Origin of the sequence: Mesorhizobium sp. CA12 (assembly GCF_020165255.1) — a bacterium.
Lineage (GTDB): Bacteria > Pseudomonadota > Alphaproteobacteria > Rhizobiales > Rhizobiaceae > Mesorhizobium.
In genome coordinates, this window is record NZ_JAIUHT010000005.1 from 263727 (window position 1) to 284683 (window position 20957).

Consider the following 20957-nt stretch of genomic DNA (forward strand, 5'->3'; position numbering starts at 1 on the left):
TTGGGCCGTCTGACCCGGGGGCCTCACGAACCGGCGAACCCGCCTGCCTGAACCAAGCCGGGGCTAGCCTGCCTTTTCAAGTTCGTCCGAAGCAGGTCGAGGTCAACAGACGCTGTTGGAAAAGGTAGAGGATTTCGCATCCTGTTCCCCGATCGTCCGTCCAGACGATTTGGTGCTTCGCGCAGGGGTCACCGCACCGAAGAGGTATTTATTCCTGCTCTAGCCTGCCTTCAAGCTCCTTCAGAAAATGCGCTTCGTTAAGGAGCGAGTCCCAGTCCGTGCCGATGCGCTAAGCAGTTCGCCAGCTTGGTCATCTGAGATGCCGGCCTCCCTGGCCAGCCGTGCCGCTAACTGATCCAACACGGCTTTCTCAGCCTCGGGCAAGCTGCCTTCCCGATGATGCATCGCCTCGAAGATCACCCCGAACACACTATCAACCTCCTCGTGGATTTCGCTGGCCGGAATGCCTTCTCGCTCTGCCGCTTTCATCATCTCATCGGCGAGATCACTGACGGCCATGGGATCATCTGTCATGGCGTTCGGCAGGTGCTCTGCCATCCATTTATCGAGGAAGTTGATGCCTCTGGTGCTCATTCCGGCATAAGCGGCAGGCGAACATTAGGTTCCGCTTGTGAAGGTGCGCTGAGCCCGCCACCCGCGAGGGGCGTCTGGAACGCGGTTGACATGAAGGCCTATCCGAGAAAGACCGGACGAAAGCGCAAGCACCTTGTCTTTTGAGCGGTCAAGCAAACTGTCTTAACCGAGGTCGATCCAGGCGGGTGCGTGATCGCTGGGCTTTTCCCAGCCACGGGTCTCGACGTCGACACCCGCGGCCAGAATGCTCTCCGCGAGCGACGGGCTTACGAGCAGATGATCCATCCGCAAGCCGGAGCTTCGGTCGTAGCCGCCGCGATAGGAAAAGTTCCAGTAGGTGTAGATGCCCTTGCCCGGGTGGATTAGTCGCATGGCATCGACCCACCCCAGGCTCAGCATGCTGGCATAGGCCTCCCTGCTTTCCGGAAAGAAGACGGCGTCACCCAACCACCGCCGAGGGACTACGGCGTCGATCTCAGTCGGGACGACGTTGAAGTCGCCACAAAGCACGGTGCGCTCGCCGAGCAGTGACTGGCTGTAGTCGACGAGACGCTCGAACCAGCGCAGCTTGTAATCGAATTTCGGGCCCGGCGCCGGATTGCCGTTCGGGAGGTAGATGCAACCGACGATCAGGCCGTCGATTTCAGCCTCCAGATATCGGCTGTGCGTGTCGTCGGGATCGCCAGGCAAGCCCCGGCGACGTTCGACCGGATCCCTCCCTCGCGCCAGCACCGCCACTCCGTTGTAGGATTTCTGGCCGTGCCAGATCGCGCCGAGACCGGCGTCCCGAATTGCTTCGATGGGAAATTTCTCCTCGGATGTTTTCAGTTCCTGAAGACAGACCACGTCATAGTCGGTCTCGGCCAGCCACTTCAGGAGCACCGGCAACCGGCCGTTGACACCGTTGACGTTGAAGGTCGCGATCCGCGTCACAATGTTTTCCTTACGTGGAGTGCGCTGCTTCAGACATCTGCGGCGAAGGCTACGGCTTCGACATTGTGGCCGTCCGGGTCGAGCACAAAAGCTGCATAATAATCCGGTGCGTATTGGGCGCGAATGCCAGGCGCGCCATTGTCGCGACCTCCGGCGGCGAGGCCTGCCTTGTAGAACGAGTGCACCATTGCGCGGGAGCCGGCTCGGAACGCTATGTGGATAGGTGCAGGAGGAGGTCCGAATGCCCCTATCCAGAGACGACCGGCATGGCCACCCAACATTGCCCAGCCCTCTCCGGATTCGAGCACGCCAAGATCGAGAGGAGCGAGCACTGCTTTGTAAAAGGCGAGCGATTTTTCTAAATTCCCGACGTTGAAGCCGATGTGGTCGAACATGCTCCTATCCTCTGATTGACCCAACTGGTAGCGCCTCAGTTTCAAATTGCCGCTTCTATTGGCGAGCTGTCACTTGGGCGTCCGACGGTCATCCACCTCTTCAATCTTGTCCAGAACCGCCTCCGGCGCCACATCGCGCTTGAGTTCCTTGAGCTCGTGATCCGCATCGGTATCTATGTTCAGACGCTTGGCAATCTCCTCCACCAGCTTGATAAGCTTGGTGGTTTCGTGCTCGTTCAGCAGACTGACCTGCAGATCGAGGTCTGCCCTGGAATTGTCCTCCGCACTCATTCGGTTCTGATTGATCAGCACGAAGGTCGAGAGAAAGATGGCCTCGACCGAGGCGAACATAGCCAAGATGACCAGTGATGGGTCCCAGGGTCTGACAAAGCTCAGGATGCCGAGATTGAGGGCGATCCAGATCCCGAAGAAGACAATGTGCAAGTAGACGAAGACCATGCTTCCTGCGAAGCCGCTTATCGCTGCGGCCGCGCGCTCCTCCAGCGATGCGGCCGTGGCTTCTCGTTTACGCCTCTCGATCAGCGCCTCAATGTTTCGCGCCAGGGCAGGGGCAAGGCCTTCCGGCGCCGCCTTGGTTGGCGTGAAGTGACCGTTGCTTTTCGATGCTGCCATCCGTCCAATCCAGTCTCTTCCGTCTAGCCAGCCTAACTCGCCGATCGACAATTCGCTCCGTTGAGGGTTCTCAGATGGCGGATATTTGGAAGAATCCTCTGTCTAAGATCGGTGGCGCCGCGTCACACCGGGTTGCCTCTTGCACCGGCGTTGTGCCAGGCCCAGCCCGGCCTATTTATGGGACATGCCCGGGCGCCGAAAAACCGAACCGACCGCCAAATTAATGGCTGAGTGGCCGCTTTCACCGGCGGCAACTCTGGGATCGTCCATGCGGGCCAGGGGCATTTTCCTCGAGATCCGCGCGCGCCTTCCTGCGCAATTGAGAAAGCTGCTTCACATCGAATCCCGCGTGCTCACCTTGCGCCTGCCGGAGGGCGTCGATGCCGATGTGCAAGCGGCAGCGGCTATCGTGTCCAAAGCCATGCGCGACATCGAGGACCTTCCGGTCATCCCTCGCGAAGTCGAGGACATCCTGACGATCTCGTCGGGCGAGCGGCACCGCTGGCTGAAGGATGGTCGGTTGCAGAGCTCGGGGACCAGAACGGTCAAGCTTCGCGGCCGCGCCAGAAAGATCACCTTCCACGTCTTCGACCCGCGCCACATCGAGGATGTGCTCGATTGCGATCTGGTCACCGTCTGGCGCGAAGAAGACGACGCCACCCGCACCGAGAACCGGCGACGCGCTGCCGCCAAGGCGGCAGTCAAGCGTGCGCAAAAGAAGGGCCGCGAGGTTGCCCATTCAGCCAGGAATGGCCGAGACGAAAACTCGGAGGCCAAACTGCGCGGATGGGAGGATTTTGAGAGCGACGGGCTGCTGCGCTGACAAGCGGCTCGGGCATCAGACCGAGAATCTTTCACTATCGATCGTGATCTCAAGGACAATTCCGGCGGGGTCCCAATCTCGCACGACTCCGCCGAGCTCATTCGCGGCGGCGCGGATCAGGCGGCTTCCGAAGCCTTCGTCTTCGGTTGCGACCGGAGGTGGTCCTCCTACCTCTCTCCACTGGACACTCACCTTACCGTCTCTATTGGAGCAAGCGATCTCGATCGAGCCGGCGGGCGCCGAGAGGCTGCCATGTTTGGCAGCGTTTGTGGCGAATTCGTGTAGCAGGAGAGAAAGCGGCGTAATCATCGCTGGAGGCACCGGCAGATCGATGCCACTGATCGCGAAGCGGGGCTGCTCGTCAGTTCCATGCCGGTATGGCGCGAGGATTGCGGCGATCAATGCATGTAGGCTCGTCGCGACCTGAACGGACGGGCCAGTCGAGGGGAGCATCGTCAGCGCATGCGCCCGCGCAAGGGCGCCGAGGCGGTCAGAAACGGTGGAGGCGAGCGCGGCCGGAGTTTCAGCAGCTGGCGCGCTCAAATTGACGATGGTCCTTGCGATGGCAAAGAGGTTCTTCACGCGGTGGTCCATCTCGCGAAGCAGCAACTCCCGCTGCTCCTGCGCCCGCAGCCGCTCGGAAATGTCACGGCCGATCTTGGAGACACCGACAATTGCGCCAGACGCGTCCGCGATGGGGGAAGCGGTCAAAGAGATGGGAATGCTGCTGCCATCCTTGCGCAGGCGAACGGTCTCGAAATGCTCGACATGCTCTCCATTGCGAATGCGCACCAGGATCTGCCGCTCCTCGATCTGCCGATCGGGCGGTATCAGCAACATGAGCGGACGTCCGACCATTTCCTTGCGGCCGTAGCCGTAGAGACGCTCAGCGCCGCTGTTCCAGTCCGTGACGATGCCATCCAAATCGGTCGCGATGATTGCATCATCCGAGGATTCGACGAGCGCGCTCAGTCGCGTCGCACTGGTTTCCGCCCGCTCCCGTTCGATCGCAAACCCGAGCTGACGGGCAATGGTCAACGCAAGTTCGCGTTCACGATCCCCGAAGCGATGGCGTGCTGGATAATAGACCATGAACTTGCCGATGAGCTCGCGGGAGGTGGCAAGCGGGATGAAAGCCAGCGCTTCGATTCCCTCGCCAAGGACCGTGTCGATGATCTGCCGAGATTCACCGCTGAGACGAATATCCTCGACAAAGATAGGCTCGGCATCGTGCTCCCCGCGCGTCCACGGCGTGTGACCGTTAACTGCCTCGCGGTATTCATTAGAGAGTGAGCGCCAGGCGACGAAGCTCATGACGCCGTGGCTGTCAAATCTCAGGATCGAGGCGCGTGACGAACCGAGGGCGTCGCATATGGCATCCAGGGCCGCATCGTAGATCTCGCCAAGGCCGTTGGCACGGTAAAGTCGGTCGGTGAGACGAAAGAGGACGGCCTGCTCGCGGACAATATCGCCGTCGGCCGGCTCAAGCTGGCCTCGGCCCATGCCCGGATCACTCACGGCTCCGTGCTGCATGGCTCTGTCCCACGGATGGCTCTATTGAAAAGTTCGGCCATCCTCGACCAAATAGCACCGCGTCAAGGGTCCAGGTCCTTGGACTGCTCGATCAAGACCCCATGCCAAAGAATATGCGCCTTGCGCAGTTTCGCAATAGGGACTTGGGGCATGACGTTGATTAGGACCGTCAGTCGTTGTCCGTGCGGCTTTACGCTGACTGCGACTCAGCCTGTCACGTCTTCGGCGGCCCGCAGCGTCCTTTCAGCACGGCGATCTCGGTCTCATGGTCGCCGCCGGACATTGATGAGACCGGCACACCGATGAGGAATACACCTAGCGCATCACCGGTCACCGCCTTGTTCTGCTGATTTGTCAGGACCGCCAAGCGCTCTTTGTCGGCTTGCGTACAGGGGCCAGCATTCGGCACGCCTGCTATTTTGTCCGGTGGTGTGGCGCAGCCTGCAATGCAAACGAAAGCAGCGACGGTTAAAGCAAACCGCTTCATGGTCCCTCCAAAATCTCAAACCCGCCGCCAACGTTGCTTAGCGTGGCACGGATGGCAAGCGGTCAAACTCGGATTCGACAACAAAATGCAAATCGAGCATTATGCCAGCCGGTGTCGGGGGATGCCTTAGTGGATTTACGATCGTATTTTGCCGCAGCGATTGTGTGCTGTTGTCGAGCTCTGCTGCCGACTATTTGAACAATTACGATACAATAACGCTTGCGTCCGGCGACGCAAACAACACCAATTCGCTTCTGCAAACCGTCGATCCGTTCAACCCGAACAGCAACATCACGCATATCGAAGGCGACGGGCAACGCAGCGTGGCTGTTGTCCAACGCTATCGCGTGCCTACAGCTTCGCCGCGCATGTGTTTCATTCGCCCTATTAAACCCGGCCGAACCATTGCGTGGCGGGCCGCTTCATGCCCTTCGGCATGGCATCGGCTGGCGCGAGCCGGTAGCGTCAGTAATGCCGACATTTCAAGACCTGTCCGGCTTCTCCCGCAACGATGGCTGTCCCACCGATCAGACCTCAGCGACTCCAGGGCCGGCCGCGCGGGGTGTGCGGCAAGATCGGCCGCTCCGATGATGGCAACCCGACCATATTTCGACTCAAGCGGGAGCAGCAGAGCGACCCGATGTTGACATTTGGAATCTAGCCGTTCCGCGATCTGCCAGCGGAACGCACGTGGCTCTTCCTCGTTTTTGGCTCTGAAGGGAACCATGAAACGGAGACAGAACGATGAGAAAGCTTTTGTTACCCGTTGTGACAGGCGCGCTTGTCGCCTTGTCTGGCGCAGCTTTTGCCGACACTCCCGTATCAGCCGCTACAAACCTTAATGTTCGCGCGGGTCCAGGCTCGCAATATCCGGTCATCGGCGTGCTGCGGGCGGGCCAGACGGCCACATTGAACGGCTGTCTGCAAAACTCGAAATGGTGCACCATCGCCGAAGCTGGTGGTCAGGGCTGGGTTTATTCCGACTACGTTACCGCAGAATTCGGTGGCAATCGGGTCGTCTTAACCGAGCGACCGGCCAATTCCGGCATCGCGGTCGTGAAACCTCCTCGCGATCAGGCTGATGCCGGAGCCGTCGCTGGTGGCGCCACCGGAGCGATCGCCGGCGCTATCATCGGAGGACCGGTAGGCGCTGCTGTGGGCGGCGCGGCGGGGGTCGTTGGCGGCGGCGCAGCCGGCACCGTGATCAATCCGCCCGAACAGGTGCGCACGTACATCAGCGCGCATCGGGTCAAGCCTGTTTACCTTCAAGGAAAGGTTGTAACCGGCGCGACCTTGCCTGAGACGGTGGCTCTACAGAAGATCCCGAACTACCGCTACCGCTATGTCTATGTGAACAACCGACCGGTGCTGGTTGAGCCGTCGACGCGCCGCATCGTGTATGTGGAACGCTGAAAGTGCCAATCGGCAATGAATACCGACCGCCGGGCGGGTTGCACGGCGGTCAAGCCGAGGCGGGTGTTGACGGCAACACACGACCGCGAACAACGACACCGTCGATTTATGGTGAACATCTCCGGCGTTGGCTGCGTCGTTCACGCAATGCCGCCGAGACATCGGCGGCGACCGGCCGGCGGAAGTGGCGGCCGGCGCTAGGAATATGGCGGCGCACGGCTTCCAGGCGCTCAAGATGAACAGCACCTAGGCACTGCAGATCGTCGACAGCCACGACAAGATAGACACGGCTATAGAGCGCGTCGCCATGGTGCGCGAGGCGGTCGGGCCGAATATCGGCATGGCCGTCGATTTCCACGGCCGCGTGCACCGGCCGATGGCGCGCATCCTGGTCAAGGAGCTGGAGTCATACCGGCTGATGTTCATCGAAGAGCCGGTGCTCAGCGAAAACCGCGAGGCGCTGAAGGAGATCGCCGCGCTCGGCTCGACGCCGATCGCGCTCGGCGAACGGCTCTACAGCGGGTGGGACTTCAAGTCGGTGTTCGAGGAAGCGGTGTCGGCCGGATCTGTCGCACGCCGGCGGCATCACCAAATGCCGCAAGATCGCGGCGATGGCCGAAGCCTATGACGTGGCTGTGGCGCCGCACTGTCCGCTCGGGCCGATCGCGCTGGCCGCATGCCTGCAGCTCGACTGAAGCGACCGTCGACGGAAGAGGTCGCCACCGGGAGAGGCAATCGAGCTCCTCAACGCGAAGCTCCCCGGCTGTTGTCGGCAGCATTCTATTGGATGATACCTGCTGGAAATACGCGCTCCGCTTGCGGGCAGAATAGAGTGGAAGGGAAGTTGCGGCTGCCCTCTTCTATCCTATTGCACCGCCAGCGCCGTCACTTCCCGCCGGAAGGGCAGGGCGTCACCGATATCGGCCTCGTCCAGTTCACGGGCGAAGCGGTGGCCGGCATAGGTTGCCCACGCGATCGGCCCCGGCGCTTCGGCGTCGCCGATAACCTTGATCGAACGAATGCCGTTGCCGGCCCACTCGTTTTCCCGGGCTTTCAGCGCGCGCCAAACGGCATCGTCCTGATTGCGCGACGTGACCAGGACGACGGCATCGGCGGCCAGCTCCTGTTTCGCGCCGGTATAGACGCAGGCTGTCACGACGCCGCCTGAAGCGATATTCGTGACGGTCCTGTTAAGGACGATACCCACTCCCAATCCCGCCAGGCGGCGGTGGATGGCCCCCTGCTCCAGCGTGTTTCGCGTCCAGTCCGAGACAAAGGCCGACGGCGTCACCAGGGTCACCTTTGCTCCCTGGCGCGCCATCAGCTCGGCCAGCACGCCGCCCATGTAATAGTGGTCGTCGTCGAACAGCACGACATTGCCGGAAGGCACCTTGCCTCCCATCAGATCGTCAGGCGTGTAGACCGGCATGGCGGCGTCGATCGGCATCGGAACGACATTGGCACGGGCAACGCCGTCGCGCCGCCAGGTCGATCCGGTCGCGACGGCGACGTTCTGGAAGCCGAAGGACAGGACGTCGTCCGCCGTCAGCCGGCTTTCGAAATAGATGTCGACATTTGGCATCTGGCTGAGCTGATACTGGCGGTAGTCACGCACCCTGCCCCAGGCCGCCAGGCCCGGAAGCAGACTCTCGCGCGCCACGCGCCCGCCGAGCTCGGCGCCTGCTTCGGCAATGGCCACCCGGTAGCCGCGCAGACCGAGCGCGCGGGCGGCCTCCAGCCCGGCGGGCCCGGCGCCGACGATCAGTACACTATCGCTGTCGCCCTTGGCCTGCATGCGCTCCGGATGCCAGCCCTTGCGCCATTCCTCCATGAAGGTCGGGTTCTGCGTGCAGCGCGAGATCGACATCGTCATGTCGCCGGTGATGCAAATGTTGCAGCCGATGCATTCGCGAATGTCCTCGATGCGGCCCTCCTCGACCTTCCTTGGCAGGAAAGGATCGGCGATCGACGGGCGCGCGCAACCGATGAAGTCGAGCTTGCCTGATTTGATCATCCTCACCATCACGTCGGGCGAGGTGAAGCGGCCGACGCCGACGACCGGCTTCAAGGTCAGCTTCTTGATGCCGGAGACGAGGCTTTCCTGCGCCGCCTCGTCCTTGAAGCGCGACGGCCCCGAGCAATCCTCCCAGGCACCGTGAGCGAGGTCCCAGAGATCGGGCAATTCGGCATGCATTTCGATCATGTCGCGGACTTCCGAGTTGGCGAATCCGAGCTCGCCGATCATCTCGTCCAGCGACAGCCTGAGCGTCAGGCCACACGTTTCGCCGACAGCGTCGCGCCCTTCCTCGATCAGCTCGCGCATCAGCCGCGAGCGGTTTTCCAGTGAGCCGCCATATTCGTCGCTGCGCTGGTTGGTGGCGGTCGACAGGAAATGCTGGATGATGCCGAACCCATGCGCGCCGTAGAGGCACACAAGGTCGAAGCCCGCCTGTTTGGCGCGCTTGAAGGCATTGCGATGCCAGCGGCGCAGGTCGCGGATATCCTGCTTGTCCATGGCGCGCGCCTGCACCGGATCGTTGGTGAAGGTGCGGATCGGCAAGGCCGACGGCCCGCGCGGAACCTCCTTGGTGTAGAGGTTGGGACCGTTGATGCCGGAATAGGCGAGCTGTATGCCGGCGAGCGCGCCATATTCGTGCATCGCCTTGGCCATTTTGGCCAGGGCCGGAATGTCGGCGTCGTCCCACAGCCTGAGCTCGATGAAGGGCGTGATCTCGGAGGTGTGATGCATCTCCGTCTGCTCGGTGAAGATGACCCCCCATCCGCCTTCGGACTTCATGCGACGCATCTCCGCCGCGGCCGACGGATCGCGATAGCCGCCGCCATTGCAATGTGGAACCTGGTAGAAGCGGTTCTTGGCGGTCACCGGACCGATCTTCATCGGCTCGAACAGAATGTCGTAGCGTGGGTCGCGCATAGTGCCTTCCTTCATGCCGGCTGCTCTGGAGATTACCCATAAGTTGGCGCGTGCGCGGGAAAACTACGGATTTCTTCTGTGCGGATTAGGACGCGCCTAATCGCCCTCGCATGGATTAGCCTCAGGTGAAGCGAGGCTGAGCCAAATGCGACTTCAGGACCGCCGCGGCGCAATGTAAACAGCCGATTGCGGCAACGGGACCAGACAAGAATGGACAGCGTCAGAATCCTCGAGCGGTTGATCGCCTTCCCGACGGTGAGCCGCGACTCCAACCTCGACCTCATCTTCTATGTGGCGGACCTGCTCGCAGCGAGCGGCATCGCCTCCCAGATCATCCACAGTCCGGACGGGCACAAGGCCAATCTTTTCGCCACGATCGGACCGGCCGAGAAGCCTGGCATCATGCTCTCCGGTCACACGGATGTCGTTCCCGTCGACGGCCAGAACTGGACGCTGCCGCCATTCGCCATGACCGCGCGTGACGGCAAGCTTTACGGGCGCGGCGCGGCGGACATGAAGGGCTTCGTGGCCTCAGCTCTCGCGGCATGTCTCAAGGCCTCGAAGATGACGCTGCGCACGCCCCTCCATCTGGCGCTCTCCTACGACGAGGAAGTCGGCTGCCTCGGCGTGCGCGACCTGATCGAAATGCTGAGTGCTGCGCCGCAACGCCCGCTGCTCTGCATCGTCGGCGAGCCGACCAACATGCAGGTGGCGACGGGGCACAAGGGCAAGCTTGCGGCACGCGCCGTTTGCAGAGGACGCGAAGGCCATTCGGCGCTTGCTCCGCTGGCACTCAATGCCATCCATCTCGGTTGCGATTTCGTGCGCGCCCTGCGCGACGAGCAGGACCGGTTGGCCCGCGAAGGCGCTCGCGATGGTGACTATGACATTCCCTACACGACTGTGCACGTCGGCAAGATCAATGCCGGCGTGGCACTCAACATCGTGCCCAATCTCTGCCAGGTCGATTTCGAGATCCGCAACATCGCCGCCGACGATGCCGCCGGCATTCTCGACAGGCTTCGCGGTGCCGCGGCGCGCATTGCAGCCGACGCCGCTTTGATCGCGCCGGAAGCCGCGATCGACATCGACACTACCAACACCTATCCGGGCCTCGACACGCCGGTCGCTTCGGAAGCGGTCGCCTTCGTCAAATCGCTGACTGGCGCCAACGATACCATGAAGGTCGCGTTCGGCACGGAAGGCGGTTTGTTCAGCCGCGATCTCGGCACGCCGGCCGTCGTGTGCGGACCGGGCTCGATGGCGCAGGGGCACAAGCCGGACGAATTTGTCAGCGTCGAACAGCTGCGGCGTTGCGACGAGATGCTGGAGAAGCTGCTGTCGCGGCTCGCCGATGGCTGGGCGTGACTAGGCTTATTTGACGATACGTTCGGTGCCGAAGACGCCTTGCTCGACAACGAAGCGGCGGCAGTGGTCGATGAAGGCTTGCACCGTCAGCGTGCGATGTTCGGCGTTCGGCAGCGCAATTCCCATGGTCAGCGGCCTGATGTCTCCCAGCAAGGGCACGAAAACCAGCAGCTTGCCGTCGGGCGACATGGTGTTGAGCGGCCGCATGTTGGCGATGCCGTAGCCGAAGCCATTGGCGACCATCGAGCGCATCACGGCGATGTCGCCGGTGCGCTCGGCGATTTTTGGCCGCAGTCCCTTGGGCTGGAAAGCCGACAGGAAATATTCGCGGCTGTAGGGCAGATCGAGCAGCACCATCGGCTCATCGACCAGTTCCTCGGGGGTGATGCCCGCCCTCCCCGCCAGGCGATGCGCGGCCGGCAGCATCACATAGGCCGGCAGCTGCATCAGCGGCTCGAAGGTCATGTCCTGCGACAGTTCGAGATCGTAGGTCAGTGCTGCGTCTATTTCGCCACGCTGCAGCATCTCGAACAACTGCCCCTGGTTGCGCTCGAACTGGCGGACGCGCACATCCGGATAGGCATCCTCGAACTTCCGCCGCAACGCCGGCAGCACGATCTGCGCGAAAGTCAGAAGGCAGCCGATCGCCAGCGGTCCGCGCACCTTTTCAGCGATATCGCCGGCAATGTCGTGCAGCGCATCGGCATCGTTGAGCAGCCGCGCGGCCTCCTTGAGGAACAGGCGCCCGCCCGCCGTGAGGGCAAGCGCGTGCGAGTGCTTGCGCACGAAGAGCTGGACGCCGAACTCCGCCTCGAGCTGGGCGATCGAAGCCGAGATCGACGGCGGCGAAACATTGACTTGCTCGGCCGCCTTGGCGATCGAGCCGGCCTCGCCAACGGCGACGAAATATTCGAGCTGTCTGAGCGTGAAACGGAGCGGCATGGGCTTCTATGATGCCCGTTTGGACGCTGCAATCAAGTCGCGGCCGCTCCTCAGTACCTGATCCAGGTGGTTTTCAGCGCGGTGTATTTGTCGAGCGCGTGCAGCGACAGGTCGCGCCCGAAGCCGGACTGCTTGAAGCCGCCGAACGGCGTCATCGGGCTCAGCGCATCGACGGTGTTTATCGACACTGTGCCCACGCGCAGTCGCTCCGCAATGCGGTGTGCCCGCGACAGGCTGTCGGTCCAAAGCGATGCCGCAAGGCCGTAGACGCTGTCATTGGCAATCCGGAGCGCCTCCTCTTCGCTATCGAAGGCGATGACCGACAGGACCGGACCGAAAATTTCGTCGCGTGCGAGCGGATCCTCGGGCGAGACATTGTCGAAGATCGTCGGCTGCACGAAGCTGCCGCGCCCGTCGACTGAGATCCGGCCGCCGCCGGTGACCAGCCGTGCCGACTGCCTGCCGCCATCGATGAAGCGCATCACCGTAGCGGCGTGCCGCGCATCCACCATCGCGCCCATCCTGGATGCCGGGTCGAGAGGGTCGCCGGGTTGCGTCGCCGCCGCGCGCTCCGCCAGCTTCTCGACCAGCGCATCCTTGATGCCGCGCTCCACCAGCAGCCGGGAATTGGCCGAGCAGACCTGGCCCTGGTTGAAGAAGATGCCGAAGGCGGCCATGTCGGCCGCCGCACCCAGATCGCCGCAATCCGCGAACACCAGATTGGGACTCTTGCCGCCGGTCTCCAGCCAGACCTGCTTCATGTTCGACTGGCCGGAATATTGCAGGAACAGCTTGCCGACGGCGGTCGATCCGGTGAAGGCGAGGCAATCGACATCCATATGCCGGCCAAGCGCCTGGCCGGCGGTCTCGCCGAGGCCCGGCACCACATTGAGCACGCCGGCGGGCAGGCCCGCCTCCATGGCGAGCTCGGCCAGCCTGAGCGCCGAGAAAGGCGATTGCTCGGCCGGCTTCAGCACCACCGAATTGCCCGCCGCCAGCGCCGGCGCGCATTTCCAAGTCGCCATGTCGAGCGGGAAATTCCACGGCACGACCGCGCCCACGACGCCAAGGGGCTCGCGCCGCACCAGAGCGAGATCGCCCTGCCCCGTCGGCGCTACCTCGTCATAGACCTTGTCGATCGCCTCGCCATACCACTGAAAGATCGCTGCAGCGCCCGGCACGTCTATGGTGGCGGCATCTTTGACCAGCTTGCCCATATCCAGCGATTCCAGCAGCGCGAGCTCCGACAGGTTCTCACGCAGCAATTCCGCCAGCCGCAGCAGCACCTGCTTGCGATGCGCGGGGGCCGTTCGCGACCAGACGCCGGCCTCGAAGCTGCGTCGCGCAGCGGCGACCGCGAGATCGATATCCTCTTCACCGCAGGAGGCGACCTCGGCGAGCGTCGCTCCCGTGGCCGGATTGATGCTGGCGAAGGTCCGGCCGGAGCGCGCGGGCACCGCCTTGCCGTCGATGAACGCCTTGTCGCGAAAACGGATCGCGGACGCCTTGCCGACCCATTCCTTGTGGCTGAGTTCGCCCATCCTGGTTTCAGAACCGATCGGACTATTCGTCACCGGGAACGCCGTAGCTCGGCGCATCGGACGGGTTGAGGGCACGGGTGACATAGGCGTCGAGTTGGGGCTTGTAGATCTCCCACAGCCCCGCCAACTGTTGGATCGGACAGTCCTCAGTCCAGTCGCAGCGCAAGTCGGCGACAGGCCACGAGACATCGCGCACCAGCTTCATGCCGGCGGAGCGGACGGGCCCCGCCTCGCCGCCGGCATGAAGCGCGGCGCGCATCGTGGCGATCAGCCGATCGCCGAGATGGCCTTCGGAAGCGAGGAAGGCATCGACCATGGCACGCGGGATGCCATCATTCGCGAGCAGGTTGCCGCCGCAGGCAACGTCCTCGCCGCGCGCCTCGGCCCAGATGCCGAGCGCTTTCGGCCCGGAGTGGATTGCGCTGCCGCCGGCCGCGTCGACCGCCAGGACCTGCCGGTATTCGCTGAAGGCAGCCGTGCGCTTGATGATCGCGACGGCCTCGGTGGCGGAAGCACCGCGTGCCATCAGCTCCAGCGCCCGTGGCCCGAGCGTCGGGTCGGTGACGTTCTGGCTGGCGACCGCGCCGACGTCCGCCTGCGCATAGGCACAACGCGCCGCGACCGCGGGAGACGACGACGACACCGCCACCCCGAACATGCCTGTGCGCCTGCAGCGCGCGACGATGGAGAAGGTCATGGCGCTTAGTCCGGAATGACGGCGGTGCCGTCGATCTCGACCAGCCATTCCGGCCGCGCCAGCGCCGACACGACCAGCCCGGTCGAAACCGGATGCACGCCCTTGATGTATTCGCCCATCGTCCGGTAGACGGCCTCGCGGTGGCGCACATCGGTGATGTAGACCACCACCTTCACCAGATGCTCCATCGTGCCGCCGCACTCCTCGATGAGCTGCCTGATGTTCTGCATGACCTTATGGGTCTGCTCGACCGGATCGTGGCTGTCGATGTTCTTGGCGGTGTCGAGATCCTGCGGGCACTGGCCGCGCAGATACACGGTGCGGCCGCCGCGCGTGACGACCGCCTGGCAGAGATCATTGTCGAGCTTCTGCTCGGGATAGGTGTCCCTGGTGTTGAATTTGCGAATTCGCGTATGCGCCATCTTGGTCTCCATCAGGCAGGGCTCGCAGCTTTGGTCAGGCGTCCACGGGCTCGCGTTGCGCAGCGGCGTGGTAGGCCAGATATTTGCGCTGCGTAGAAATACGGTCGGCCACGTGCTTGGCATCGTGCCAGACGCCCCAGATGAAGCTCGACCCCCTGCGCGATTGCCAGGGCAGCCCCAGGAAATAGATCCCCGGCTCGACCGAAACGCCGCGCTGATGCCGTGGCCGGCCCCTCTCGTCGAAAGCGTCGACCTTCAGCCAGCTGTAGTCGACGGCGAAGCCGGTCGCCCAGATGATCGTCGCTACCCCTGTTTCGGCAAGATCGAGCTCGCTTATTGGATTGGTCACGCAGTCCGGATCCGGATCGATCCGGCGGGCGGTGGGCTCTTCCGGAAGGTCGAGACCATTGCGCGCGACATAGGCGTCGGCTTCGTCCAGCAGCGACATCAGGCTGGCATCGCCCCGGGCAATGTTCTTCGCAAGATCCGGCGCGAAACTCATCACGCCGTCCTGGTACGTCTTTGTCATGCCGACAAGCGTAAGCCCCTGCGCGGCCAGGCGGCGGAAATCGATCGTTTCGCCGCCGCGCGCGCCGCTCACCGCGATCGTGACATGTTCCGTGCCGGGTCCGGGGGTTTCGAGGTCCCATTTGCCCAGCACGCCCAGCCACCAGCAGAAGTCGCGCCCACGATAGGCGCGCGGCGGACGATCATGCGGGCCGACCGAGAGATAGACGCGCCTGCCGGAACACTGCAGCTCGTCGGCAATCTGCACGCCCGAGGATCCCGCCCCGACCACCAGCACCGCGCCGTTCGGCAGCTGCGCCGGGTTGCGGTAAGCGCTGGAGTGGATCTGCAGGATGCCGGCATCGGCGGGAACGAGAGGCGGGATGACGGGAACCTGGAATGGCCCGGTCGCGGCCACGACGCTGTTGGCCTCGATCACCCCATCCGACGTCTCGACGCGAAATCCCGGACGGCCGACATTCCTTTGCACCAACTTGACCTCCACGCCGCAGCGGATCGGCGCGTTGATCTGCTTTGCATAGGCGACGAAATAGTCGGCGACCTCTTCCTTGGAGGGAAAGCCGTCGGGACCTGTCACGGGAAACTCCATGCCCGGAAACCGGTCATGCCAGGCCGGGCCGTTGGCGACCAGGGAGTCCCATCGCTGCGAGCGCCAGCGCTCGGCGATCCGGCCGCGCTCAAGCACAAGATGCGGCACCCCGCATTTGCTCAGATGCTCGCTCATGGCCACCCCGGCCTGGCCGCCGCCGACGACGAGCGTGTCTACCTTCTCAACCGACATGCTCAGTCCTCTTCTGACCATCCGACAGCCCCCGCCGCGGGATGAAAACGATCTCGGGCAGTTGGTGGATGCAGCCAGGCTGCTCCATCCGACCGCTTCTCTGCTGGCGCTCACAAGTAACAGCACGTGCCGGCGCGGGCGCCCATAACGAATCTCCGAAGCCACGCGTAACCATTTCCGAATTTCTCGCACCGATAGACGCACCTAGTGTCCCAGCGGTCGGATCGACAGCGCGGCATGAGGTGGCGGGCGAAGCCGGACAAGTGTCCGCGCGGAACTGGTTCCGGAACAAGGATACGCCTTCGCGGCGGCCTGTTCTGCCATGCCTCGAGCGCCGGCATTCTCGAGGGCTGGGCATGAAAACTGAAAGCTTTGACTACATCGTCGTCGGCGCCGGCTCGGCCGGTTGCGTGGTGGCCAATCGGCTGAGCGCTGATCCGTCGGTCAGGGTGTGCCTGATCGAGGCCGGCGGCAGCGACAACAGCCTGCGGGTCAAGGTGCCGGCGGGCATCCTCTCGCTCTACGGCAACCCCAATTACGACTATTGTTTTGTCGGCGTGCCGCAGCCGCACCTCAACAACCGAAGGATTCCGGTCAACCGCGGCAAGGCGCTGGGCGGATCGAGCTCGATCAACTCGATGGTCTATATTCGCGGCGCCGCCGAGGATTATGACGAGTGGGCCGGCCTCGGCTGCGCCGGCTGGGCCTATCGAGACGTGCTGCCCCTGTTCAGGAAGCTGGAGCGCAACCTACTCGGCCAGGACCCGCGCTATCATGGCAACGACGGCGAGTTGCTAGTCGACAATCCGCGCGACCCGAACGTGCTTTCGAGCATGTTCGTTAAGGCCGGTGAAAATGCCGGCCTGCCCGCCAACACGGACTTCAATGCCGAAAGCCAGTTCGGCGTCGGGATCTACAACGTCACGCAAGATCGCGGCCAGCGCTTCAGCAGCTTCAGTGCCTTCATGCGCCCGGTGCTCGATCGCAGGAATCTGACGCTGCTCAGCCAATGCGAAGTGGTCGATCTCGTCATCGCCGAGGGTCGCGCCACAGGGATGCGCGTGCAACATGAGGGGCAGCAGAAGACGCTCTCCGCCAATCGCGAGATCGTGCTTTCGGCCGGTGCCATCAACTCACCCAAGATCCTGATGGCTTCAGGGATCGGTCCGGCGGCGGAGCTTCAGCAGATCGGCATCAGACCGGTGCTCGACCTGCCGGGCGTCGGCAAGAACCTGCAGGATCATGTCGACGGCATGATCACCGTGCGGTCCAAAAGCACCAGGACGCTCGGCCTGTCGCTTGCCAACCTGCCCCGTGTCGCGGCGGCGCCCTTCCAGTATTTCGCGCGCCGCGAGGGCATGCTCACCACCAACTATGTCGAAGCCGGCGGTTTTGCGAAGACCAAGCACGCGAACGGCCTGCCCGACATTCAGTTCCATTTCGTGCCGGGCTATCGCAGCCATCGCGGCAGGCTGATCGAATACGGCCACGGCTACGCCATTCACACTTGCGTGCTCAGACCGAAAAGCGTGGGCGAGATCAGGTTGTCGCGCGACAATTCTCGCCGCGACGTCCTGATCGACCACCGCTTCTTCACGCATGAAGACGACGCCATGGTGCTGGTGGAGGGCATCAAGATCGCGCGCCGGATTTTTGCCTCGTCCGAGTTCGACGCGGTGCGCGGCAAGGAGATGCTCCCGGGCAAGGATGTCCGAACCGACGACGAGATCCTGGCCTATCTGCGCGCCGAGGCGCTGACCGTCTATCACCCGGTCGGAACCTGCAAGATGGGAACGGACGACATGGCTGTCGTCGATCCGGCGACGCTCAAGGTGCGAGGCGTGGATGGGCTCCGGGTCGCCGATGCCTCCGTCATGCCGAAGCTGATCGGCGGCAACACCAACGCGCCAAGCATGATGATCGGGCAAAAGGCTTCGGAGATGATCCTCGGCCCGGTGCGCAACGGCGAAAGGTAGAGGCCGTCTCACCCTTCAACATCGAGGCAGATCGGCGTTCAGCACTGCTGGACTGCCTCGACTTTTGCTCTTGGAAATTGCGCTCAGTGATCCTCGTCGATTTCGTCGTGCAGAAGGCCGAGGATGCGGCGCTTGAGCGCGATGAAGTCGGGTTCGAGGATGACGTCCATCGAGCGCGGCCGCGGAATATCGACCTTGATCTCGGCCTTGATCTTGCCGGGCCTTGCCGTCATCACCAGCACGCGGTCGCCGAGCACCAGCGCCTCGTCGATATCGTGGGTGACGAAGAGCACCGTCTTCTGCTGCCGCTCCCAGACGCGCAGAAGCAGCTTCTGCATGGTGCCGCGCGTCTGGCTGTCGAGCGCGCCGAACGGCTCGTCCATCAACAGGACAGCCGGGTCGTTGGCCAGGGCGCGCGCGATCGCCACGCGCTGCTTCATGCCGCCGGAAAGCTGCGCGGGATAGTGGTCGGCGAAAGGCGCGAGGCCGACCTCGTTGAGATACTGGTCGACGATCTGCTTGCGCTGCTCCGCAGGCAGCCCCTTGCGCTTCGGCCCGTATTCAATGTTGGCGCGCACCGTGAGCCACGGGAACAAGGTGTAGCTCTGGAAGACCATGCCCCTGTCGGCGCCGGGCTCGATCACTTCCCGGCCGTCGACCTTGATGCTGCCCGAGGTCGCGTCATTGAGGCCGGCGGCGAGGTAGAGCAGGCTGGATTTGCCGCATCCCGAAGGGCCGACGATGACGCAGAATTCGTTCTTGGCCACCTTCAGCGACACATCGTCCAGCGCCAGCACGCCATTGGCATCGCCATAGCGCAATGTCACGTCCTCGACGGCCATCGTGGTGCCGGCCGAACGCGGATCGCCGGCCGCATGGGCCGTGCCGGCCAAATTGTTCGCCTTGACGGTTTCGGTCATCACTACCCTTGATCCGGCTGCGTTTTGCGAGGATGCGTTCAAGATCAAGGTGCCCATGGCGCGACCCTTGCCCGGAGAATGCGGAATGCCGTGTCGGTGATCAGGCCCAGAAGCCCGATTGCGGCGATCGCCATGAAGATCACATCGACCTGGAAGCCGCGCATGGCTTTGAGGCTGATATAGCCGAGGCCGCTCGACGCGGCGACGAGCTCGGCCACGACCAGATAGGTCCACGCCCAGCCCATGGTGACGCGAAGCGTGTCGAGGATCGCCGGAAGCGCTGCGGGGAAAATGACGTGCCACACCGCTTCCGAGCGCTTGGTGCCCAAAGTGTAGGAGGCGTTGACCAGGTCCCTGGAGACGCTGCGGGCGCAGTCGGAGATCATCACCAGCTGCTGGAAGAACGTGCCGAAGAAGATGACCGCTATGCGCTGTTCGATGCCGATGCCGATCCAAAGGATGAACAGCGGCACGAAGGAGGTCACCGGCAGGTAGCGGATGAAGTTGACCAGCGGCTCCAGCGGCGCCTGCACCGCCCGGTAGGTGCCCATCCACAGTCCCAGCGGCACCGCGATCAGTGACGACACGATGAAGCCCAGGACGACCACCTTGGCGCTGGTCAGCGTGTGGTAGAAGAGGCTGCCGTCGAGCGACATGCGGTAGGCCGTCTCGAGCACGGTTCCGGGCGTCGGCAGGAACATGTTCGGCACGACGCGGCCATAGGACAGCAAGGCCCAGCCGCCGATCACGACGACCCACATCGCCAAAGCGAGCGTGGTTGCCGTGCTGGCGGGGATATTGGCGAATGGAGTCGTCAGGCGCGTCCACGCCGTCCGCCTTTGTGCCATAAGATGGCCTCCGTGATTTAAGCGCGAAGCTGAAGCTTTCGAGAAAAGGGAGGCCGGCCCCGGAGAGGCCGACCAGATCCGGCTTTTGGAAGATGGGACCGGCCCGGCCGGGCGGGCCCCGCCATTCCGATGGCTCACTGTTCCTTGATGAAATCGGTGTGGAGGATGGTTTTCGAGTCGATCGTCATCTTGAGCTTGCCGGCCTTGCCCCAGACGTCCTGCGCGAAGTTCACCAGGTCGGCCGCTTCGCTCTTCTGCGGCGTGCCGAAGAATTCCAGGTTGCGGGCGCGGTCGTAGTAGCGCACGCCCTTGGCGCCGGCCGCGAAATCCTCAGGCTTCTCGAGATAGCCGCCAATGCCCTTGGCCATGATCTCATAGGCCTTGTCCGGGTTGGTCTTGATGTATTCGACCGCCTTGTAATAGCCCTTGACGAGGGCCTTCACGTCCTCGGGGTGCTTCTCGATCAGGTCGCATTTGAGCGCGATCACATCGACGATCAGGCCGGGCGTGGTCGTGGAGTCGATCAGCACCTTGCCCTTGCCGCCCTTGCGGACTTCGGTGAGGTGCGGCTCCCAGGTCACCGCGGCGGCAACCTGTCCGGCGATGAAGGCCGTCGCGGCGTCATCGGCGGTCATGTTGGTGACGCTGACATCGTCCTCGGTCATGCCTTCCTTTTTCAGGAGCACATTGAACCAGAATTCGGAAACGGAGCCCTCGTTCAGGGCGACGGGCTGGCCCTTCAGATCCTTGAGCGACTTGACGTCGGCCTGCGTGACGACGCCGTCGCCGCCATGGCTGTCGTCGAGCGCCACGACATATTTGAAGCAGAGCTCGTCGGAGCGGTATTTCATGAGCTCGTCGACGGTGGAGGCAGCGCCGTCGAGATCGCCGCCGGCAACCGCCGCCATGTAAAGCGCCGATTCTTCGATGACCTTCAGGTCGACATCGACGCCGGCCTCCTTGAAATAGCCGAGGTCGCGGGCGAGAAACAGTGGCCCATAACCCACCCAGGTGGTCATGCCGAGGCGAATGGCGCCGGCATTGGCGGGAGCGGCAAGCCCCAGGCTGAGCAGGCCTGCGCTGACCGCCGTCATCAGGCAATTGCGGAATGTCTTCATTGTCGTGGTTCCCCATGGCTGTTGCCGGCATCGGCCCCTTTCAAGCGGCCTATGCCAGGCGGCGTTTTGC

The 20957-nt window shown here is 63.2% G+C and carries 19 protein-coding genes and 1 pseudogene; 5 read left to right on the forward strand and 15 right to left on the reverse strand.

The features are described 5' to 3' along the window. Positions 1-240: 240 nt before the first annotated feature. The 4 genes from LB520_RS11625 to LB520_RS11640 all read right to left on the reverse strand — a co-directional run bounded on the left by LB520_RS11625 (position 241) and on the right by LB520_RS11640 (position 2555). Entirely contained in the window at positions 241-594 is a 354-nt protein-coding gene (locus LB520_RS11625) for a DUF768 domain-containing protein (RefSeq protein ID WP_095768509.1), read from the reverse strand. A gap of 162 nt (positions 595-756) precedes the next feature. Continuing rightward, complete coding sequence (xth, locus tag LB520_RS11630; RefSeq protein ID WP_224637583.1) at positions 757-1527, reverse strand: exodeoxyribonuclease III; 771 nt, start codon at positions 1525-1527, stop codon at positions 757-759. A gap of 29 nt (positions 1528-1556) precedes the next feature. Beyond that, positions 1557-1922: a VOC family protein gene (locus LB520_RS11635; RefSeq protein ID WP_095770219.1), complete on the reverse strand. Its 366-nt coding sequence runs from the start codon at positions 1920-1922 to the stop codon at positions 1557-1559. A 69-nt stretch (positions 1923-1991) separates the two neighbouring features. Then, positions 1992-2555: a DUF1003 domain-containing protein gene (locus LB520_RS11640; protein WP_224523298.1), complete on the reverse strand. Its 564-nt coding sequence runs from the start codon at positions 2553-2555 to the stop codon at positions 1992-1994. A 184-nt stretch (positions 2556-2739) separates the two neighbouring features. Between LB520_RS11640 and LB520_RS11645 the strand changes: the two genes are divergently transcribed. Then, positions 2740-3378, forward strand: coding sequence for a hypothetical protein (locus LB520_RS11645; RefSeq protein ID WP_224543044.1), 639 nt, complete (start codon positions 2740-2742; stop codon positions 3376-3378). A gap of 15 nt (positions 3379-3393) precedes the next feature. Here the strand turns inward: LB520_RS11645 and LB520_RS11650 are convergent, their stop codons facing one another. Both LB520_RS11650 and LB520_RS11655 read right to left on the reverse strand, forming a co-directional pair. Further along, positions 3394-4911, reverse strand: a complete 1518-nt coding sequence (locus tag LB520_RS11650; RefSeq protein WP_224637584.1) for a PAS domain S-box protein — start codon at positions 4909-4911, stop codon at positions 3394-3396. Positions 4912-5125: 214 nt separating this feature from the next. After that, entirely contained in the window at positions 5126-5398 is a 273-nt protein-coding gene (locus LB520_RS11655) for a hypothetical protein (protein ID WP_224637585.1), read from the reverse strand. Between the two features lie 744 nt (positions 5399-6142). On the opposite strand from LB520_RS11655, the gene LB520_RS11660 reads away from it, so the two are divergent. Together LB520_RS11660 and LB520_RS11665 are read left to right on the forward strand one after the other, a co-directional pair. Next, complete coding sequence (locus LB520_RS11660) at positions 6143-6811, forward strand: DUF1236 domain-containing protein (RefSeq protein ID WP_140839352.1); 669 nt, start codon at positions 6143-6145, stop codon at positions 6809-6811. Between the two features lie 160 nt (positions 6812-6971). Then, positions 6972-7503, forward strand: a pseudogene (locus LB520_RS11665) (enolase C-terminal domain-like protein); the annotation flags it as partial. Positions 7504-7676: 173 nt separating this feature from the next. Here the strand turns inward: LB520_RS11665 and LB520_RS11670 are convergent. Next, positions 7677-9746 carry an NAD(P)-binding protein gene (locus LB520_RS11670; RefSeq protein ID WP_224637586.1) on the reverse strand — a complete coding sequence of 690 codons (2070 nt, stop codon included), beginning with the start codon at positions 9744-9746 and terminating at the stop codon, positions 7677-7679. Positions 9747-9956: 210 nt separating this feature from the next. Between LB520_RS11670 and argE the strand changes: the two genes are divergently transcribed. Beyond that, a complete protein-coding gene (argE, locus tag LB520_RS11675; protein ID WP_224637587.1) occupies positions 9957-11114 on the forward strand; it encodes an acetylornithine deacetylase in 1158 nt (385 codons plus the stop codon). Between the two features lie 6 nt (positions 11115-11120). Here the strand turns inward: argE and LB520_RS11680 are convergent, their stop codons facing one another. Genes LB520_RS11680 through LB520_RS11700 form a run of 5 tightly spaced genes read right to left on the reverse strand, consistent with a single transcriptional unit; the run spans position 11121 to position 16025 of the window. Continuing rightward, positions 11121-12056, reverse strand: coding sequence for a LysR family transcriptional regulator (locus LB520_RS11680; protein WP_224606628.1), 936 nt, complete (start codon positions 12054-12056; stop codon positions 11121-11123). A gap of 50 nt (positions 12057-12106) precedes the next feature. After that, complete coding sequence (locus LB520_RS11685; protein ID WP_224637588.1) at positions 12107-13597, reverse strand: aldehyde dehydrogenase; 1491 nt, start codon at positions 13595-13597, stop codon at positions 12107-12109. A gap of 22 nt (positions 13598-13619) precedes the next feature. Next, positions 13620-14294 carry a DUF1028 domain-containing protein gene (locus LB520_RS11690; protein ID WP_224637589.1) on the reverse strand — a complete coding sequence of 225 codons (675 nt, stop codon included), beginning with the start codon at positions 14292-14294 and terminating at the stop codon, positions 13620-13622. A 5-nt stretch (positions 14295-14299) separates the two neighbouring features. Next, positions 14300-14716: a RidA family protein gene (locus LB520_RS11695; protein WP_224637590.1), complete on the reverse strand. Its 417-nt coding sequence runs from the start codon at positions 14714-14716 to the stop codon at positions 14300-14302. 34 nt (positions 14717-14750) lie between these two features. After that, complete coding sequence (locus LB520_RS11700; RefSeq protein WP_224637591.1) at positions 14751-16025, reverse strand: flavin-containing monooxygenase; 1275 nt, start codon at positions 16023-16025, stop codon at positions 14751-14753. Between the two features lie 356 nt (positions 16026-16381). Between LB520_RS11700 and LB520_RS11705 the strand changes: the two genes are divergently transcribed. Continuing rightward, positions 16382-18001 carry a GMC family oxidoreductase gene (locus tag LB520_RS11705; protein ID WP_224637592.1) on the forward strand — a complete coding sequence of 540 codons (1620 nt, stop codon included), beginning with the start codon at positions 16382-16384 and terminating at the stop codon, positions 17999-18001. 83 nt (positions 18002-18084) lie between these two features. Here LB520_RS11705 and LB520_RS11710 read toward each other — a convergent pair whose 3' ends face one another. From LB520_RS11710 to LB520_RS11720, 3 genes are all read right to left on the reverse strand, one after another. Further along, complete coding sequence (locus tag LB520_RS11710) at positions 18085-18843, reverse strand: ABC transporter ATP-binding protein (RefSeq protein WP_224637631.1); 759 nt, start codon at positions 18841-18843, stop codon at positions 18085-18087. 122 nt (positions 18844-18965) lie between these two features. Then, on the reverse strand, positions 18966-19769 hold the full coding sequence (locus tag LB520_RS11715) for an ABC transporter permease (RefSeq protein ID WP_224637593.1): 804 nt from the start codon (positions 19767-19769) through the stop codon (positions 18966-18968). Between the two features lie 134 nt (positions 19770-19903). Next, positions 19904-20887 (reverse strand): ABC transporter substrate-binding protein, encoded by a 984-nt coding sequence (locus tag LB520_RS11720; protein WP_224637594.1) that lies wholly within the window; start codon positions 20885-20887, stop codon positions 19904-19906. Positions 20888-20957: the final 70 nt, after the last annotated feature.